This is a genomic window from Nonomuraea sp. LP-02 (genome assembly GCF_036289125.1).
In the GTDB taxonomy this organism is placed as follows: domain Bacteria; phylum Actinomycetota; class Actinomycetes; order Streptosporangiales; family Streptosporangiaceae; genus Nonomuraea; species Nonomuraea bangladeshensis.
Genome location: NZ_JAXCLK010000001.1, coordinates 784928 through 802154 on the forward strand (window position 1 = coordinate 784928; position 17227 = coordinate 802154).

Genomic DNA, 17227 nt, shown 5'->3' on the forward strand with positions numbered 1-17227 from the left:
CCGGGCCGTCAGGTGAGGTCGAGGACGGCCTTGCCGTGCAGGCGGCGCTCCAGCAGCGCGCTCACGGCCTCGCCGGCCCTGTCCCACCCGCCGCGCCACGCCACGTGCGGATCGAGGACGCCGTCGGCCACGCGCGCGGCCAGCCACGTCAGGTCAGGCTCCAGCGGCTGCCCGTCCAGCAGGTAGAAGGTGACGATCGAGCGCCCGTGCCGCCCCCCGTCGCCGTAGAACGCGCCGGGCGGGAAGACCTCGGGCTCCTCGGCGGAGTGGCCGACCGAGACCAGCGTCCCGTGCGGCGCCAGCTTCAAGAAGCCCTGCACGAGCTGCGGCCCGCCCACGCAGTCCACGACCCCGTCCACCGTCCCGGAGACCAGGTCGGGGGCGGCGACCACCTCGTGCGCGCCCAGCGCCCGCAGCCCGTCCCCGTGGGCCCGCGGGTCGCCGGTGGAGGCCACCACGTACGCGCCGCCGAGCCTGGCGAGCCGCACCGCGTACCGGCCGACGCCGCCCGTGGCCCCCGTGACCAGCACGCGCCTGCCGAGCAGCGGCCCGATCGCGCGCAGGGCGCGCAGCGCGCTGGCCCCCGCGACCGGGACGGTGCTGACGGCGCCGAGGTCGGCGCCCTCGGGGACGACGCCGAGCGCGCCGGTGTCCACGGCCCGCAGCTCGGCCCAGCCGCCGTCGCCGCCGATCGTGACGACGGGCGTGCCGGCGGCGGGGCCGGAGCCGTCGGCGGCCGGCCGCTCGACCACGCCGGCGGCGTCCCAGCCGATCACCGCGCCGTCCGGCGCGCCGGCGAGGGCGTGCCTGACCTCGCCGTAGTTGAGCGAGACGGCGCTGACCCTGACCAGGGCCTCATGGGGGCCGGGCACGGGGTCGGCGGTCTCGCCGAGGCGCAGGCCGGAGGCGGTGGAGTGGTCGACGAGCAAGGCGCGCATGCGAGATCTCCTTGTGGTGCGAACGGGCGTCCAGGCCATTTATGCCACTGAGTGGCATAAGCCTGCAAGTGGCATTCGCCCCTGCTACACTCCTCGCGTGACACTGCGCGAACGCAAGAAACTCCGGACCCGGCAGTCCCTGATCGACACCGCGCTGGAGCAGTTCACCCGCCGCGGCTTCGACGGCGTCACGCTGGACGAGCTGTGCGAGGCGGTGGAGGTGTCCAAGCGCACCTTCTTCCGCACCTTCGCCAGCAAGGAGGACGTCGCGATGGCGCCCGCGCAGGACCTGTGGACGCTCTTCCTCGCGGAGCTGGAGTCCGCGGAGCCCGGCGGACGGACACTGCTGGAGATGGAGCGGGACACGTTGCTGGCGGCGCTGGAGCGCGCCGCGCAGGAGGAGGGCTGGGCCGGGCGGATGGCGCTGGCGTACGCGCTCGCCCAGCGCACGCCCTCCATGGACGGCCACAACCGGCACTTCTGCGAGAGCACCACGCGAAGCGCCCTCGACGTCCTGTGGCGGCGGTTCGGCCTCGGCGGCCCTGACGACCCGCGGCCCCGCCTGGCGGTCGACATGCTGGTCGCGGCGTTCCACGTCGCGATGGCGGGCTGGGCCGAGGGCCCCGAGCCCGACCCGGCCGACCTGGCCGCCCGGCTACGCGACGCCCTGGCGGCCCTGCCCGCCGCCCTCACCCTGGTCCCGGGCGAGGGCGGCGCGGCGGGCGTCAGCTCACCTTGACGCTCGCCGCCTTGCTCTCGTGCTGGAGCCGGTCGAGCGAGGTGACCAGATAGGTGCCGGCGGCCTTGGCCGTGTAGGACGGGCTGGTGACGACCGCGACCAGGCTGCGGGCGTCGGTCTCGTGGCAGGCCTCGCCGGACTTCGGCACCTGGTAGACCGCGTAGGCGCGGGCCCCCTGCGCGGGCGCCCACGACAGCGTCGTGCCCGTGGCCTTGACGTCCGCCGGCTTGGCCGGCGCCTGCCCGTCGAGGTCCTTCATGATCGGCAGCAGCGCCGGGCGGCTGTAGAACTCCTTGACGACGCGGTCCATCGCGCCCAGCGGGTTGGCCAGCAGGTTCTTCGCGCTGAAGTAGACGTCGCCCTTGACCTCGGGGTACTTGCGGTTGAGCGTCAGGTGCGCGGCCAGCTCGCCCGGCCTGGACCACGACTGGTCCTCGCCGACCCGGTAGAGCGCCTGCCCGATGTAGAGATGCACGCCGGTGCCCTTGACCGCGCCCGCCCACCACGGCAGCAGCACACGGTAGTCGGCCGCCTTGAAGCCGCGCGGCCAGTAGAGCTGCGGCATGACGTAGTCGACCGTGCCTGCCTTGATCCAGGCGAGGGCGTCGGCGTAGATCGAGTCATAGGCCGACATGCCGGAGGTGTTGGACCCGGACGGGTCCTGCGCCTTGTTGCGCCAGATGCCGAACGGGCTGATGCCGAACTTCACGTAGCTCTTGCGGTCGTGGACCGACTTGTCCACCTCGGCGACGAGCTTGTTGACGTTGTCGCGCCGCCACTCGGCCAGGCTCTTGCCCTTGCCGTGCTTGGCGAAGGCGGCCTTGTCGTCGAACTGCCCGCCCTCGCCCGGATAGGGGTAGAAGTAGTCGTCGAAGTGCACGCCGTCGACGTCGTAGCGGCTGACGACGTCGTCGACGACCTTGACGACGTGTTCGCGCACCTTGGGCAGGCCCGGGTTGTAGTAGAGGCGGCCGCCGTACTTGACGACCCAGCCGGGGTGCTGCCTGGCGGGATGGTTGGCCGGGAGCTGCGAGACGTCGGACTCGTACGCGGCCCGGTAGGGATTGAACCAGGCGTGGAACTCGAGGTTGCGCTTGTGCGCCTCGTCGATGAGGAACGGCAGCGGGTCCCAGCCGGGATCCTTGCCCGCGACGCCCGTGAGGAACTTGGACCACGGCTCCAGCGACGACTTGTAGATCGCGTCGGAAGCGGGCCTGACCTGCACGAAGACCGCGTTGAGATTGCGCCTGGCTGCGGTGTCGAGGATCTTGACGTATTCGGCCTTCTGGCGGGCCTGCGACAGGCCGGCCTTGGACGGCCAGTCGAGGTTGGTGGTGGTCGCGATCCAGAGTCCGCGCAACTGGCGCTTGGGGTAGCGCGGGTCGGCCTTGCAGGCGGCGGCCGCCGCGGTGGCCGCGGTGGTGGCGGTGGTCGTCTTCTTCTTGCTCGCGGCGGGGCTCTCTCCGGCTCCTGGGCCGAACAGGTAGGCGGCCGTGGTGGTGGCGACGGCGAGAGCGGCGGCGGCCAAAAGTGGGCGTCCAGTACGCATAGTGCCACCCAGTCTGGCAGCCCGGGGCCGGTGATCAGGCCAAAAGAGCGAAATGAAACCGTGATGCTTCTGTGATTATTCGTTATGGCTGGGCCGGGAGGGACGTGATCTGCCCTCCCGGCTCCACGGTTCAGACCGCCCCGCGGATCACCCGGCGGCCGCCATCTTGTTCGCCAGGTTCGGCGGCAGCGGCTCGTAGCGCAGGAACGAGCGCGTGAAGGTGCCCGTGCCGTGGGACATCGACCGCAGGTCGATCGCGTACCTGGTGATCTCCAGCTCGGGCACCTCGGCCCGCACCAGCGTGCGCCCGGTGCCGACGGGCTCGGTGCCGAGCACCCGCCCGCGCCGCGACGACAGGTCGGACATCACCGAGCCGACGTGGTCGTCGGCCACCAGCACCGACAGCTCGTCCACCGGCTCCAGCAGCAGCGTCGGCACCTTCGACGCCGCCTCCTTCAGCGCGAGCTGGCCGGCGATCTGGAAGGCCATGTCGGAGGAGTCGACCGAGTGGGCCTTGCCGTCGTACAGCGTGACCCGTACGTCCACCATCGGGTAGCCGGCCACGACGCCGCGCTCCATCTGGGCGCGCACGCCCTTCTCCACCGACGGGATGAACTGCCGCGGCACCACGCCGCCGACGATCTTGTCCACGAACTCGAACCCGCCGCCGGAGGGCAGCGGCTCGACCTCGATGTGGCAGATGGCGTACTGGCCGTGGCCGCCGGTCTGCTTGACGTTGCGGCCCATCGCCTGGCACCTGCCGCCGAACGTCTCGCGCAGCGGCACCCGCAGGTCGATCCGCTCGACCTCGACGCCGTAGCGCTTGGACAGCCGGTCGAGCAGCACGTCGGTGTGCGCCTCGCCCATGCACCACAGCACGAGCTGCTTGGTCTCGGCGTTGTTCTCCAGCCGCAGCGTGGGGTCCTCGGCGACCAGCCGGGAGAGCGCCTGGGCCAGCTTGTCCTCGTCGGCCTTGGACCTGGCCCTGATCGCCACCGGCAGCAGCGGGTCGGGCATCGTCCAGGACGTCATCAGCAGCGGCCGCTCGACGTCGGAGAGCGTGTCGCCGGTCTCGGCCCGCGCGAGCTTGGCCACCGCCACGATGTCGCCGGCCACCCCTTTGGGGATCGGGCGCTGCTGCTTGCCCAGGGGGCAGGACAGCGTGCCGATGCGCTCGTCCACGTCGTGGTCCTCGTGCCCGCGGTCGGCCAGGCCGTGCCCCGAGACGTGCACCGTCATGTCGGGGCGCAGCGTGCCGGAGAAGACGCGGACGAGGCTGATGCGGCCGACGTACGGGTCGCTGGTGGTCTTGACGACCTCGGCCACCAGGGGGCCGTCCGGGTCGCAGGTGATGCCCCGCACCGGCTTGCCGGACAGGTCGGTGATCTCCGGCATCGGGTGTTCCAGCGGCGAGGGGAAGCCCTGGGTGATGACCTCCAGCACCTCGTGCGTGCCGACGCCGAGCCCGCTGCACACGACCGGGTAGAAGCTGCCGCGCTCCACGGCCTTCTCCAGGTCCTCGATGAGGACCTTGACGTCGATCGGCTCACCCTCCAGGTAGCGGTCCATGAGCGACTCGTCCTCGCTCTCCTGGATGATCCCCTCGATGAGGCTGCCGCGGTGCTCCTCGATCTGCGCCTCGTAGCCGGCGCCGGGCTCCTTCTCGGTACGGGCGCCGGTCGCGTAGTTGTAGAACTTCTGCGTCAGCAGCCCGATCAGCCCGTTGACGTGGCCGTTGGTGATGACGGGCAGGTAAAGGGGCGCGACGCCGTCGCCGAAGATCTCCTGACAGGTGGCGAGCGCCTCCTCGAAGTTCGCCCGCTGGTGGTCGATCTTGGTGATGACGACCGCGCGGGGCATCCCGACCTGGGAGCACTCCTCCCAGAGGATCTGGGTGAGCCCGTCGATCCCGTCGGAGGCCGACACGACGAACAGCGCGGCGTCGGCCGCGCGCAGCCCGGCCCGCAGGTCGCCCACGAAGTCCGCGTAGCCGGGCGTGTCGATGAGGTTGATCTTGATGCCGTTGTACGTCAGCGGGGCCACGGCCAGGTTGACCGACCGCTGCTGCCTGACCTCGACCTCGTCGAAGTCGCTGACGGTGTTGCCGTCCTCCACGCGCCCCGGTCGCTGGACGGTGCCCGTCGCGGCCAGCAGCTGCTCGACGAGGGTCGTCTTGCCCGCTCCCGAGTGGCCGACCAGCACGACATTGCGTATCGCATCAGCCCGGTCGGCCGCGGGTGCCCTGCCCGCGGCTCCCACGGCGCTGCCTGAGCTCTTCTCCGCCACATCAGCCTCCCGCGCGTCGAACTCCGTCCCGGATCGCGCCCGCGGAATGTGCTGGAAACCGCATGGACGCGGTGTGTTCACCAAATACCCGTGTGGCGGATATCACAAGGGGGGCGGGGCAAAGAAAGTGCCTGGGTCCGTGATGGCCTACGATCGGACCGCGATGCTCAAACTCCTGCGCCCGGCCATGACCCGGATACTCACCCCGCTGGGCAGGGCCCTCGTGAGCCGCGGGATCGGCCCGGACGCCGTCACGGCGATCGGCACCCTCGGCACCGTCGTGGCCGCCCTGACCTTCTTCCCCCTGGGCCTGCTGACCTGGGGCGCTCTCGTGATCACGGTCTTCGTGCTGTTCGACCTGCTCGACGGGGTGGTCGCCCGGCTCGGCGGCAAGGGGGGCAGCACCTGGGGCGCGTTCCTCGACTCGACGCTCGACCGGGTCGCCGACGCCGCCATCTTCGCCGGCCTGATCTTGTATTTCGTCTCCCGAGGCGACACGCTGATGGCGACGGTCACGCTGGCGTGCCTGATCGCGGGCGCGCTGGTCTCCTACGCCAAGGCCAGGGCCGAAGGGCTCGGGCTCACGGCCGACGTCGGGCTGGCCGAGCGTCCTGAGCGGCTGGTCGTGGCGCTGGTGGCGGCCTTCCTCTCGGGGCTCGGGGTGCCGTACGTGCTGGCGGCCGGCATGTGGCTGCTGGCCGCGGCGAGCGTCATCACGGTGGGCCAGCGGGTGTGGCACGTCCACGAGCAGGCGAGGGAGAGATGAGCGGGGACACGTCGTTCGGCGACCGGATCGTGGCCGCGGGCTTCGCGGCCGGCTGGAAAATCGTCCCGCTGCTGCCCGAGCGGCCCACGGCGGCGGTCTTCCGTCTGCTGGCCGACCGGGTGTGGGCCAGGCACGGCAAGTCGGTGGCGCGGCTGGAGTCCAACCTGGCGAGGGTGACCGGCCTGGAGCCGGGCAGCCGCGAGCTGAGCGAGCTGACCAGGGCGGGCATGCGCTCCTACTTCCGCTACTTCCACGAGATCTTCCGGCTGCCGCGGATGAGCGGCGCGGAGATCGTGCGCCGCACCCGCGTCGTCGGGGCCGAGCACATCCACGACACCGTGGCGGCCGGCCGGGGCGTGGTGCTCGCGCTGCCCCACATGGGCAACTGGGACCAAGCGGGCGCGTGGCTGGTCAACGTGGGCCACCCGTTCACGACGGTGGCCGAGCGGCTCAAGCCCGAGTCGCTGTTCCGCCGCTACGTCGCCTTCCGCGAGGGCCTCGGCATGGAGGTGCTGCCGCTGACCGGCGGCGACGGCCACAACTTCGCCACCCTGGCCCTGCGGGTGCGCAGGGGCGGCGTCGTGTGCCTGCCGGCCGAGCGCGACCTGACGAAGACCGGCGTGGAGGTGCGCTTCTTCGGCGCGGCCACCAAGATGCCCGCGGGGCCGCCGCTGCTGGCCGTGCAGACCGGGGCCGCGCTGCTGCCCGCGATCGTGCACTTCGACGGCGACGACTGGGGCATCCACATCCAGGAGGAGCTCCCGGTGCCGGCGGAGGGCACCCGGCAGGAAAAGGTGCAGGCGCTCGCCCAGGGGCTCGCCGACGCCTTCGAGAAGGGCATCGCCGAGCATCCGGAGGACTGGCACATGCTGCAGCGGCTCTGGCTGGACGACCTGCCGGGCGGGGCCGGCCGATGAAGGTCGGCATCGTCTGCCCCTACTCGTGGGACATGCCGGGCGGCGTCAAGCAGCACATCGACGACCTGACCCAGGCGCTGGCGGCGCAGGGCCACGACGTGTCGGTGATCGCGCCGGCGTCCGACGACGACGAGCTGCCGCCGTACGTCACCGGGGCGGGCCGGGCGGTCCCGGTGCCCTACAACGGGTCGGTGGCCCGGATGTCGTTCGGGTTCCTGTCGGCGGCGCGGGTGCGGCGCTGGGTGCGCACCGGCGACTTCGACGTGCTGCACATCCACGAGCCGCTGATCCCGAGCCTCGGCGTGCTGGCCTGCTGGGCGGCCAAGGGGCCGATCGTGGCGACCTTCCACGCCTCGTTCTCGCGCTCGCGGGCGATCGCGGTGGCCGAGCCGCTGCTGCGCAGCGCGCTGGAGAAGCTGACCGGCCGCATCGCGGTCTCCGACGCGGCCCGCAAGAGCCTCGTCGAGCAGTTCGGCGGCGACGCGGTGCTCATCCCCAACGGGGTGACCGTCGACCGCTACGCGCGGGCCGAGCCGCTGGAGGGCTGGGGCCCCGACGGCCGGACGATCGGCTTCCTCGGCCGAATGGACGAGGAGCGCAAGGGCCTGCCGATCCTGCTGGAGGCGTTCGCCGCGCTGGCGGCCGAGCGGCCCGAGGTCAAGCTGCTCATCGCGGGACCCGGCGACGAGAAGGACGTCTACGAGCGGGTCCCCGCGCGCTTCCACGACCGGGTGACGGTGCTGGGCATGGTGAGCGAGGCCGACAAGATCCGCGCCTACCACTCGGTGGACGTGTTCTGCGCGCCCAACACCCGCGGCGAGAGCTTCGGCATCGTGCTCGCCGAGGCCATGGCCTCCGGGGCGACGGTGCTGGCCAGCGACATCCCGGCCTTCCGCAAGGTGCTCGGCGACGGCCAGGCGGGCGCGCTGTTCGCCAACGGCGACGCGGCCTCCCTGGCGCGCGAGGCGGGCGCGCTGCTCGACGCGCCGGAGCGCCGGGCCAAGCTGGCCGAGGAGGCGCTGGTGGCGGTCAGGAAGTACGACTGGTCCACGGTGGCCCGCGACGTCGTGCGCGTCTACGAGACGGTCACCGCGGCGGGCGCCGGCCGGGTGGAGGAGGACCTGTGACGTCGACCATGGCCGTGCTGGTCGCGGGCCTCGTCGTGGTGCTGCTCGCGGTCTACGTCTCCTGGCGCGCGGGCCGGCTCGACCGCCTGCACATCCGCCTGGAGCTGGCCCGCGAGTCGATGGACGCGGCGCTGACCCGCCGCCGGGCCGTGGTGCTGGAGCTGGCCGGCTCGCGCCTGCTCGACCCGGCCACGTCGCTGGTGCTGGCCGCGGCGGCGCACGAGGCCAGGATCGCCGGCCCGGAGGAGCGCGAGCACGCCGAGAGCGACCTGTCACGGGCGCTGCGGGCGGCGGTGGACCAGGAGCGCTTCAGGGAGAAGCTGGCCGAGTCGCCCGGCGGCGCGGACCTGCTGGAGGAGCTGGACGCGGCGGTGGCCAAGGTGGTCTACGCGCGCCGCTTCTACAACAACGCGGTGGCGGTCACCCGGACGGCGCAGCGCCGCTGGCTGGCGCGGACGCTGCGGCTGGCGGGCCACACGGACTACCCCAGTTTCTTCGAGATTGATGACAATCCCCCGGCGACCATGGCAACTGAATGACCAGATTTGGGGGGAAGCAGTAAGCTCATGCCGGTTTGCCAGGCATGGAGCGAGGAGTGTTCAACGTGCGGCTACCCCGGATGATCTCGGTCACGCTGGCCGGAGCGGCCGTGCTGCTGCCCATGGCGGCCTGCTCCAGCGAGGAGCCCGCCCCCGGCCAGGCCCCCCAGGCCGCCACCGTGGCCCCCAGTGACCAGCCCGAGGAGTCGGCGCCGGCGCATCCGTTCACCGGCAAGCCGTACGACACGCTGAAGCCGGTGCTCGCGGTCAAGATCGAGAACACCGCGGCCGGCAAGCCGCAGCTCGGACTGAAGAGCGCCGACATCGTCTACGTCGAGCAGGTCGAGGCCGGGCTGACCCGGCTCATGGCGATCTTCTCCTCGAAGCTGCCGGCCAAGGTGGGCCCGGTCCGCAGCGCGCGCGTCTCCGACCTGCACATCGCGCCGATGTTCGGCAAGCCCGCCTTCTCCTACTCGGGCGCGCAGACCAAGATGCTCCCGCTGATCGCCGAGGCCTCGCTCTGGGACGTCGGCGACACCCGCAATCCCGGCGCCTACTACCGCGAGCCCGGCCGCTTCGCCCCCTACAACCTGTTCGCCACCACCAAGCAGCTCCTGGCCAAGGCGCCCAAGGCGAGCAAGGCCCACGACATCGGCTTCACCTTCGGCGAGGCGCCGGCCGAGGGCGGGGTGGAGCGCAAGTCGTACACGGTCCGCTGGCCCGCCGCGCGCTTCACCTTCGCCTGGAACGAGCAGCGCAAGCTGTGGATGATCTGGCAGGACGGCAAGAAGGACATGGCCGCCGAGGGCGGGCAGCTCGGCGCCCCGACGATCGTCGTCCAGTACACGAAGACCGAGCGCTCGGAGTTCCACGACAAGAACCAGAGCTACACGCCGCTCGTGCACACCACCGGCAAGGGCTCGGCGATCGTGCTGCGCGACGGCAAAGCTTTCAAGGCGCGCTGGGAACGGGAATCGGAGGACACCGGTACGACGTTCACCACGGAGAGCGGCGAGCCGATGAACTTCGCGCCCGGCCAGGTCTGGGTGGCGCTCGCCAGCCGCAAGCCCGTGATCCCTTAGCCGCCTGCATGTACAACAACAGCCCTGAATCCTGACATCTTGGCATGTCGGGCGAGGGGTCCCGCAGGACCTACGATGGGCTTGACAGACGAACCGATCCGCCGTGAGAGCCCGTGAGGATGACCGTGTCCAGCAGCACGCCAGAAAGCACCCCCGTCACCGGAACCGCCCGCGTCAAGCGCGGCATGGCCGAGATGCTCAAGGGCGGCGTCATCATGGACGTCGTCACCCCCGAGCAGGCCAAGATCGCTGAGGACGCCGGCGCGGTCGCCGTCATGGCCCTTGAGCGCGTGCCTGCCGACATCCGCGCCCAGGGCGGGGTGTCCCGGATGAGCGACCCCGACATGATCGACGGCATCATCGCGGCCGTGTCCATCCCCGTGATGGCCAAGGCCCGCATCGGCCACTTCGTCGAGGCCCGGGTGCTGCAGTCGCTCGGCGTCGACTACGTCGACGAGTCGGAGGTGCTGACCCCCGCCGACTACGCCAACCACATCGACAAGTGGCAGTTCACCGTGCCGTTCGTGTGCGGCGCCACCAACCTGGGCGAGGCCCTGCGCCGCATCACCGAGGGCGCGGCCATGATCCGCTCCAAGGGCGAGGCGGGCACCGGTGACGTGTCCAACGCCGTCACCCACATGCGCACCATCCGCGCCGAGCTCAAGCGGCTCAGCTCCCTGCCCGAGGACGAGCTCTACGTCGCGGCCAAGGAGCTGCAGGCTCCGTACGAGCTGGTCGCCGAGGTCGCGAAGAGCGGCAAGCTGCCGGTCGTGCTGTTCACCGCGGGCGGCATCGCCACCCCGGCCGACGCCGCGATGATGATGCAGCTCGGTGCCGAGGGCGTGTTCGTGGGCTCGGGCATCTTCAAGTCGGGCGACCCGGCCAAGCGCGCGGCCGCCATCGTCAAGGCCACCACGTTCCACGACGACCCCGACGTCATCGCCAAGGTCTCGCGCGGCCTCGGCGAGGCGATGGTCGGCATCAACGTCGACGAGATCCCGCAGCCGCACCGCCTGGCCGAGCGCGGCTGGTAGGCCCCCGGCCCCCGGGCGTTGACGGAAATCTTCGAGTGAGGCGGCATCCGCGAAGGATGTCGCCTCTCTCGCGTCGCGTGGCGTTCACCACCTGGCCATGATCCTCGGTCAGGCTACGGGCGTTCCCCCCTCCCGAGATCCGTCCAGGAGCGCCCATGTCCTTCCCCAACCGCAGGCACTTCCTCGTCACCGGGCTGACCGCGAGCGCCGCGGCGGCCATTCCCGCCACGCTCGTCCCCGGGGCGGCCCACGCCGACGATCCCACCGCCGCGTCCGCCGCGCGGGGGCTGCGCGTTGACCCCTTCACCCTCGGCGTGGCCTCCGGCGACCCCGACCACGAGGGCTTCGTGCTGTGGACCCGCCTCGCGCAGCAGCCGCTCGCCGAGGACGGGCTCGGCGGCATGCCGCAGCGGCCGTTCCCCGTCCTGTGGCAGGTCTACGCCGACGAGCGGCTGCGCCGGGTCGTGCGCGCCGGCGTCGCGACGGCCGCGCCGGAATGGGGGCACAGCGTCCACGTCGAGGTGGACGGGCTGGCCGCCGACCGGGAGTACTGGTACCGCTTCCGCGTCGGCCCGTACGTCTCGCCGCCCGGCCGCACCCGCACCGCCCCGCACCCGGCGTCCTACGGCGGCGCCCTCGCCATGGCGTTCGTCTCGTGCGCCCAGTACGAGCACGGCTACTTCACCTCGTACCGCAGGCTGGCCGAGGACCACCCGGACCTGGTCCTGCACCTCGGCGACTACCAGTACGAGTACACCAGGGACACCTACACCATCCCCGGCGGCAACATCCGCGACCACGAGGGCCCCGAGACCGAGACCCTGGCCGGCTACCGCCAGCGCCACGCCCAGTACAAGACCGACCCCGACCTGCAGGCCGCGCACGCCGCCGCGCCCTGGCTGGTCGTCTGGGACGACCACGAGCTGGACAACAACTGGGCGGACAAGGTGCCGGAGAAGCCCGAGGTCCCGCAGCCGAACTTCCTGGCCCGCCGCGAGGCCGCCTTCCGCGCCTACTACGAGAACATGCCGCTGCGCCGCACCTCGATCCCGCGCGGTGTCGACATGCAGCTCTACCGGCGGGTCCGCTGGGGCCGGACGGCCACCTTCCACATGCTCGACACCCGCCAGTACCGCGACGACCAGGGCTGCGGCGACGGCTACAAGGACTGCCCGGCCGCCGTGGACCCGGCCCGCTCGATCACCGGGGCCGAGCAGGAGGCGTGGCTGCTGGACGGCTTCCGCCGCTCGCGGGCGCAGTGGGACATCCTGGGCCAGCAGGTCTTCTTCGCCCAGCGCGACAACAACGCGGGACCCGCCAAGATCACCAGCATGGACGCCTGGGACGGTTACGTGGCCTCCCGCCGGCGCATCACACAGGGCTGGGTGGACGCGGGGGTGCGCAACGCCGTCGTGCTGACCGGCGACGTGCACGCCCACTGGGCCAGCGACCTCAAGCTCGACTACGACGACCCGACCGGGCCCTCGGTGGGCGCGGAGCTGGTCGCCACCTCGATCTCCACCACCGGCGACGGCGCCGACTCCGACCCGGCGGCGCACCCGTTCCTGGCGATCAACCCGCACCTGAAGTTCTACAACAACCAGCGCGGCTACGTGCTCACCAGGATCGAGCGCGACCAGATCACCGCCGACTTCAAGGTGGTGCCCCGGGTCACCGTGCCGGGCGCGGAGGCCTACACGCGGGCCACGTTCGTGATCGAGGACCGGGTGCCGGGGGTGCAGCAGACGTACCTGCGGCCGCTCGACCCGAGCCTGCGCCTCGCGCCGATCACGGCCGAGGACACCGTCCGGCAGGAGACCGAGCGCCCCTGACGCTCCTCTCCAAGGAATATTAGCCAGGCTAAGTTAGTTGGGTCAGGCATGAGGGACGATCCCGCCCGCCTGGCAGAACAGGTCTCAACGGTGCTGCGTCACCTGGTGCTGCTCCTCCGGCGCACGGTCGCCGGACAGCCGCTCACCAGCCAGCAGTACGGCGTCCTCGGCTCGCTCGAACCCGGCCCGCGCCGGATGACCGAGCTGGCCGAGGAGCACGCCGTCCAGCTGCCCACCATGACCGTGCAGATCAACCGGCTGGAGGACGCGGGGCTGGTCACGCGCGGCGGCGACCCCGCCGACGCCCGCGTACGCACGGTCGGGCTGACGGCCGAGGGGCGCGAGCGGCTGCGCGGCGTACGCGCGGCCAGGATCGCCCACCTCACCGAGGAACTGGCGGCACTCACCGACGACGAGCGCGCCACGCTCGCGGCGGCGCTGCCCGTCCTGGCCAAGCTCGGCCGCAGCTAGACGCACCACCACCACAGAAGGAGCACCATGCAGACCGGCGGAGGGATTCTGCGCCAGCCGATGTCCGTCTGGGCCACCGCGTTCGCCGCGGTCGTGGCCTTCATGGGGATCGGCCTCGTCGACCCCATCCTCCCCAGCATCGCGCAGGGACTGAAGGCGACGCCCAGCCAGGTGTCGCTGCTGTTCACCAGCTACTTCCTGGTGACGGCCGTGGCCATGCTGATCACCGGCTGGGTCTCCAGCCGCATCGGCGGCAAGCGCACCCTGCTGGCCGGCCTCGCGCTGGTGATCGTGTTCGCCGCGCTCGCCGGCACCTCCACCAGCGTCGCCGAACTGGTCGGCTTCCGCGCCGGCTGGGGACTCGGCAACGCCCTGTTCGTCGCCACCGCGCTCGCCGTCATCGTCGGCGCCGCGAGCGGCGGCGCCGAATCGGCCATCATCCTGTACGAGGCCGCGCTCGGCCTCGGCATCTCCGCAGGACCGCTGGTCGGCGCGCTGCTCGGCGACTGGAACTGGCGGGCGCCGTTCTTCGGCACCGCCACGCTCATGGCCGTCGGCTTCGTCCTCATCCTGACGCTGCTCAAGGCCGCACCCAAGCCGGCTGCCAAGACCGCGCTCAGCGCCCCCATCCGCGCCCTCGCGCACGGCGGCCTGTCCACCACCGCGTTCACCGCGCTGTTCTACAACTTCGCCTTCTTCACCATCCTCGCCTTCACCCCGTTCATCCTCGGCATGAGCCCGTACGGGATCGGCGCCGTCTTCTTCGGATGGGGCGTCTGCGTGGCCCTGGCGTCGGTCTTCGGCGCGCCGCCGCTGCAGCGACGCATCGGCTCGGTCAACGTGCTGCACCTGGCGCTGGCGCTGCTCGCCGTCCTGCAGGCCGGCATCGCCGTGTTCGGCGTCACCGGCATGACGGCCGGGGTCGTCGTGTGCGTGGTCCTGTCCGGCATCCCCATCGGGCTGAACAACACCGTCTTCACCGAGTCGGCCATGGAGGTCTCCGACGCGCCCCGGCCCGTCGCCTCCGCCGGTTACAACTTCGTCCGCTGGATGGGCGGCGCGCTGGCCCCGTTCGTCGCCACCAAGCTGGGCGAGGAGATCGGGGTGGCGGTGCCGTACGTGCTGGGCGCCGTCTGCTGCTTCGTCGGCATGACGGTCCTCTACCTGCGCCGGCACCACCTGCGCACGCTCGTCCGCGTCGACGCCGATCACACCCGGCAGGACCTCGCGGCGGCCCCCGCCAACTGAGCCCTCCTCGCGCGACACCGGCGGCCCCAGCAGGAAGATGCGGGGCCGCCCTGGTGTTGAATAGCTGAATCCGCACCCGGACGGAAGGATCGACTGTGCCCACGATCGGTGTACTCGCTCTCCAAGGAGACGTGCGCGAGCATCAGCGCATGCTTCAGGAGGCAGGCGCGACGGCCGTCGCCGTGCGCAGGCCCGCCGAGCTGGACGCGGTCGACGCCCTCGTCATCCCCGGCGGTGAGTCCACCACCATGTGGAAGCTCGCCGACATCTTCGACCTGCTCGAACCGCTGCGCCTGCGGATCAAGGAAGGCATGCCCGCCTACGGCTCCTGCGCCGGCATGATCATGCTGGCCGACCGGATCGAGGACGGCATCGCGGGACAGCAGACGATCGGCGGCATCGACATGGTGGTCCGGCGCAACGCGTTCGGCCGCCAGGTGGACTCGTTCGAGTCGGACCTGGACTTCGCGGGGGAGCGCGTGCACGCCGTCTTCATCCGCGCGCCGTGGGTCGAATCCATCGGCGGCGACGTCGAGGTGCTGGCCATGTGCGAGCCTGGGGATAGGATCGTCGCGGTCCGTCAAGGTCCGTTGCTCGCGACGTCGTTCCACCCTGAGCTCACCGGGGACACGCGCGTGCACCGTTACTTCGTAGACATGGTTAGGGAGCTCTAAGTAATGTCCGGCCACTCCAAATGGGCGACGACGAAGCACAAGAAGGCCGCGCTCGACGCCAAGCGCGGCAAGCTGTTCGCCAAGCTCATCAAGAACATCGAAGTGGCGGCCCGCACCGGTGGCCCTGACCCCGACGCCAACCCCACGCTCTTCGACGCCATCTTCAAGGCCAAGAAGAACTCGGTGCCCAACGACAACATCGAGCGGGCCCGCAAGCGCGGCGGTGGTCTTGAGGCCGGCGGGGCCGACTGGCAGACCATCATGTACGAGGGCTACGCGCCCGGCGGCGTCGCGGTGCTCATCGAGTGCCTCACCGACAACCGCAACCGCGCGGCCTCCGAGGTGCGCGTCGCGCTGACCCGCAACGGCGGCTCCCTGGCCGACCCGGGGTCGGTCTCGTACATGTTCAACCGCAAGGGCGTCGTGATCGTCCCCAAGCAGGACGGGCTCGACGAGGACACCGTCCTCATGGCCGTCCTGGAGGCGGGCGCCGAGGAGGTCAACGACCTGGGCGACTCCTTCGAGGTCGTCTCCGAGGCCGGCGACCTGGTCCCGGTGCGAAAGGCGCTGCAGGACGCGGGCATCGACTACGACTCGGCCGAGTCGAGTTTCCTGCCCACGATGAGCGTGCCGCTCGACGAGGAGGGCGCCAAGAAGGTGTTCCGGCTCGTGGAGGCGCTGGAGGACAGCGACGACGTGCAGAACGTCTACGCCAACTTCGACGTGAGCGACGCCGTGCTGGAGCGCCTGGGCGCCGAGTGACGCCCGCCTCGGGTGCCTCGGCGGCGGCCCGCTCGCGAGCGTGACGAACGGCACGTCCGGCCGGGCCGGAAATGGCTCGCGCCGGAAGGCCGCCGCTGCGTAGGTTGAACCGTTGTGGAACTTCGCGACGTGACCCCCGACGACCTCGACCAGGTCCTCGACCTCCGTAAGCGGGCCTTCGGCCCGATCCCCGCCGCCGACGTGGAGACCTGGCGGCAGGCCGTCACGCCGGTGCTGGGCGAGGGACGCTACCTGGGCGTCTTCGACGGCTCCCGGCTGACCGCCGCCGCGCGGCTGCGCCAGTTCACGCAGTGGTGGCACGGAAGGCCCCAGCCCATGGCCGGCGTCGCGGGCGTCACGGTCAGCCCCGAGGACCGCGGCCGGGGCGTCGGCACCAGGCTCATGCGCGCCGTCATCGAGCGGGGCGTCGAGCTCGGCGACGCGGTGTCCGCGCTCTACCCGGCCACCACGCCCATCTACCGCTCCCTCGGCTACGAGCACGCGGGCGGCCTGCGCAAGGTGACCCTGCCCGCCGAAGCCCTGCGCGGCCTGCGCCCGTCCGGGCAGGTCAAGCTGCGCAGGATGGGGCCGGCCGACGCCGCCGAGCTGATCGCGGTCCTGCACAAGGTGTACGGCGCCGCCCGTTCCAGCGGGCCCGTCTCCTACGACGAGCGCACCTGGGGCCTGTGGCTCGGCGACGACGACGATTTCCGCTACATCACCGACGACGGCTTCGTCATCTACGGCTGGCACGGCCAGGACATCCAGATCGACACCCTCGTCGCCGGGTCGCCCGAGACCGCCAGGGCGTTGTGGTCGATGGTGGGCACCTCCTCCTCCGTCGCCAAGAACGTCATCGCCCCGCTGGCGCCCGACGACCCCGTCCTGTGGCTGCTGCCGGAACGCTCGGAGGATCACGTCACCGAGCAGCGGTGGATGTTCCGGGTGCTGGACGTCGCCGCCGCCGTCGAGCGCAGGGGCTATCCGGCCGCCGTGACCTGCGAGGCCGTGGTCACCGTCCAGGACCCGGTGCGGGGCGAGGGCACCTGGCGGCTGGACATCTCGGGCGGTTCGGGCACGGCCACGCCGGTGGCTGGAGCACCCGCCGCGGTGCTCACGGCGAACGGCCTGTCCGCCCTCTACTCCGGGGTGCCGACCAGCACGCTGCGCGTCGCGGGGCTGATGTCCGGCGAAGAGCGCTTCGACGAGGCCCTGGACGCCGCCTTCGCCGCCAAGCCGTACATGGTCGACTACTTCTGACGG

Annotated in this window: 16 protein-coding genes; 13 read left to right on the forward strand and 3 right to left on the reverse strand. The window is 71.5% G+C overall.

What is annotated here, in order from left to right; translation table 11 throughout:
- Positions 1-8: 8 nt before the first annotated feature.
- A complete protein-coding gene (locus SMD20_RS03680; RefSeq protein WP_329574815.1) occupies positions 9-938 on the reverse strand; it encodes a zinc-binding dehydrogenase in 930 nt (309 codons plus the stop codon).
- A 97-nt stretch (positions 939-1035) separates the two neighbouring features.
- Between SMD20_RS03680 and SMD20_RS03685 the strand changes: the two genes are divergently transcribed.
- Positions 1036-1677 carry a TetR/AcrR family transcriptional regulator gene (locus tag SMD20_RS03685; protein ID WP_329574817.1) on the forward strand — a complete coding sequence of 214 codons (642 nt, stop codon included), beginning with the start codon at positions 1036-1038 and terminating at the stop codon, positions 1675-1677.
- On the opposite strand, the gene SMD20_RS03690 is transcribed toward SMD20_RS03685, so the two are convergent.
- Both SMD20_RS03690 and SMD20_RS03695 read right to left on the reverse strand, forming a co-directional pair.
- Positions 1664-3226 carry a glycoside hydrolase family 10 protein gene (locus tag SMD20_RS03690; RefSeq protein ID WP_329574819.1) on the reverse strand — a complete coding sequence of 521 codons (1563 nt, stop codon included), beginning with the start codon at positions 3224-3226 and terminating at the stop codon, positions 1664-1666. The genes SMD20_RS03685 and SMD20_RS03690 overlap by 14 nt on opposite strands.
- A 147-nt stretch (positions 3227-3373) precedes the next feature.
- Positions 3374-5512 carry an elongation factor G-like protein EF-G2 gene (locus SMD20_RS03695; protein ID WP_329574821.1) on the reverse strand — a complete coding sequence of 713 codons (2139 nt, stop codon included), beginning with the start codon at positions 5510-5512 and terminating at the stop codon, positions 3374-3376.
- Positions 5513-5675: 163 nt separating this feature from the next.
- On the opposite strand from SMD20_RS03695, the gene pgsA reads away from it, so the two are divergent.
- The 12 genes from pgsA to SMD20_RS03755 all read left to right on the forward strand — a co-directional run bounded on the left by pgsA (position 5676) and on the right by SMD20_RS03755 (position 17224).
- Complete coding sequence (gene pgsA / locus SMD20_RS03700; RefSeq protein WP_329574823.1) at positions 5676-6278, forward strand: phosphatidylinositol phosphate synthase; 603 nt, start codon at positions 5676-5678, stop codon at positions 6276-6278.
- A complete protein-coding gene (locus tag SMD20_RS03705) occupies positions 6275-7195 on the forward strand; it encodes a phosphatidylinositol mannoside acyltransferase (RefSeq protein ID WP_329574825.1) in 921 nt (306 codons plus the stop codon). Before pgsA ends, SMD20_RS03705 begins: the two co-directional genes overlap by 4 nt.
- On the forward strand, positions 7192-8322 hold the full coding sequence (locus SMD20_RS03710; RefSeq protein WP_329574827.1) for a glycosyltransferase family 4 protein: 1131 nt from the start codon (positions 7192-7194) through the stop codon (positions 8320-8322). Before SMD20_RS03705 ends, SMD20_RS03710 begins: the two co-directional genes overlap by 4 nt.
- An 8-nt stretch (positions 8323-8330) precedes the next feature.
- Positions 8331-8861 carry a hypothetical protein gene (locus tag SMD20_RS03715; protein WP_442942582.1) on the forward strand — a complete coding sequence of 177 codons (531 nt, stop codon included), beginning with the start codon at positions 8331-8333 and terminating at the stop codon, positions 8859-8861.
- Between the two features lie 65 nt (positions 8862-8926).
- Positions 8927-9943, forward strand: coding sequence for a DUF3048 domain-containing protein (locus SMD20_RS03720; protein WP_329574829.1), 1017 nt, complete (start codon positions 8927-8929; stop codon positions 9941-9943).
- Positions 9944-10062: 119 nt separating this feature from the next.
- Positions 10063-10977 carry a pyridoxal 5'-phosphate synthase lyase subunit PdxS gene (gene pdxS / locus SMD20_RS03725; protein ID WP_329592412.1) on the forward strand — a complete coding sequence of 305 codons (915 nt, stop codon included), beginning with the start codon at positions 10063-10065 and terminating at the stop codon, positions 10975-10977.
- 155 nt (positions 10978-11132) lie between these two features.
- Entirely contained in the window at positions 11133-12809 is a 1677-nt protein-coding gene (locus SMD20_RS03730; RefSeq protein WP_329574831.1) for an alkaline phosphatase D family protein, read from the forward strand.
- A 48-nt stretch (positions 12810-12857) separates the two neighbouring features.
- On the forward strand, positions 12858-13280 hold the full coding sequence (locus tag SMD20_RS03735; protein ID WP_329574833.1) for a MarR family winged helix-turn-helix transcriptional regulator: 423 nt from the start codon (positions 12858-12860) through the stop codon (positions 13278-13280).
- A gap of 27 nt (positions 13281-13307) precedes the next feature.
- Positions 13308-14528: an MFS transporter gene (locus SMD20_RS03740; protein WP_329574835.1), complete on the forward strand. Its 1221-nt coding sequence runs from the start codon at positions 13308-13310 to the stop codon at positions 14526-14528.
- A gap of 95 nt (positions 14529-14623) precedes the next feature.
- Positions 14624-15202, forward strand: coding sequence for a pyridoxal 5'-phosphate synthase glutaminase subunit PdxT (gene pdxT / locus SMD20_RS03745; protein ID WP_329574837.1), 579 nt, complete (start codon positions 14624-14626; stop codon positions 15200-15202).
- Positions 15203-15205: 3 nt separating this feature from the next.
- Positions 15206-15964, forward strand: coding sequence for a YebC/PmpR family DNA-binding transcriptional regulator (locus SMD20_RS03750; RefSeq protein WP_091082748.1), 759 nt, complete (start codon positions 15206-15208; stop codon positions 15962-15964).
- A 114-nt stretch (positions 15965-16078) separates the two neighbouring features.
- Positions 16079-17224 (forward strand): GNAT family N-acetyltransferase, encoded by a 1146-nt coding sequence (locus SMD20_RS03755; protein ID WP_329574840.1) that lies wholly within the window; start codon positions 16079-16081, stop codon positions 17222-17224.
- Positions 17225-17227 lie beyond the last annotated feature (3 nt).

Bases quoted from the DNA above. Each gene is read 5' to 3' on its own strand.
- SMD20_RS03710 (WP_329574827.1), top strand. From the start codon at position 7,192: ATGAAGGTCGGCATCGTCTGCCCCTACTCGTGGGACATGCCGGGCGGC.
- SMD20_RS03690 (WP_329574819.1), bottom strand. From the start codon at position 3,226: ATGCGTACTGGACGCCCACTTTTGGCCGCCGCCGCTCTCGCCGTCGCC.
- SMD20_RS03735 (WP_329574833.1), top strand. From the start codon at position 12,858: ATGAGGGACGATCCCGCCCGCCTGGCAGAACAGGTCTCAACGGTGCTG.
- pgsA (WP_329574823.1), top strand. From the start codon at position 5,676: ATGCTCAAACTCCTGCGCCCGGCCATGACCCGGATACTCACCCCGCTG.
- SMD20_RS03680 (WP_329574815.1), bottom strand. From the start codon at position 938: ATGCGCGCCTTGCTCGTCGACCACTCCACCGCCTCCGGCCTGCGCCTC.
- SMD20_RS03715 (WP_442942582.1), top strand. From the start codon at position 8,331: ATGGCCGTGCTGGTCGCGGGCCTCGTCGTGGTGCTGCTCGCGGTCTAC.
- SMD20_RS03740 (WP_329574835.1), top strand. From the start codon at position 13,308: ATGCAGACCGGCGGAGGGATTCTGCGCCAGCCGATGTCCGTCTGGGCC.
- pdxS (WP_329592412.1), top strand. From the start codon at position 10,063: ATGACCGTGTCCAGCAGCACGCCAGAAAGCACCCCCGTCACCGGAACC.
- SMD20_RS03705 (WP_329574825.1), top strand. From the start codon at position 6,275: ATGAGCGGGGACACGTCGTTCGGCGACCGGATCGTGGCCGCGGGCTTC.
- SMD20_RS03750 (WP_091082748.1), top strand. From the start codon at position 15,206: ATGTCCGGCCACTCCAAATGGGCGACGACGAAGCACAAGAAGGCCGCG.
- SMD20_RS03730 (WP_329574831.1), top strand. From the start codon at position 11,133: ATGTCCTTCCCCAACCGCAGGCACTTCCTCGTCACCGGGCTGACCGCG.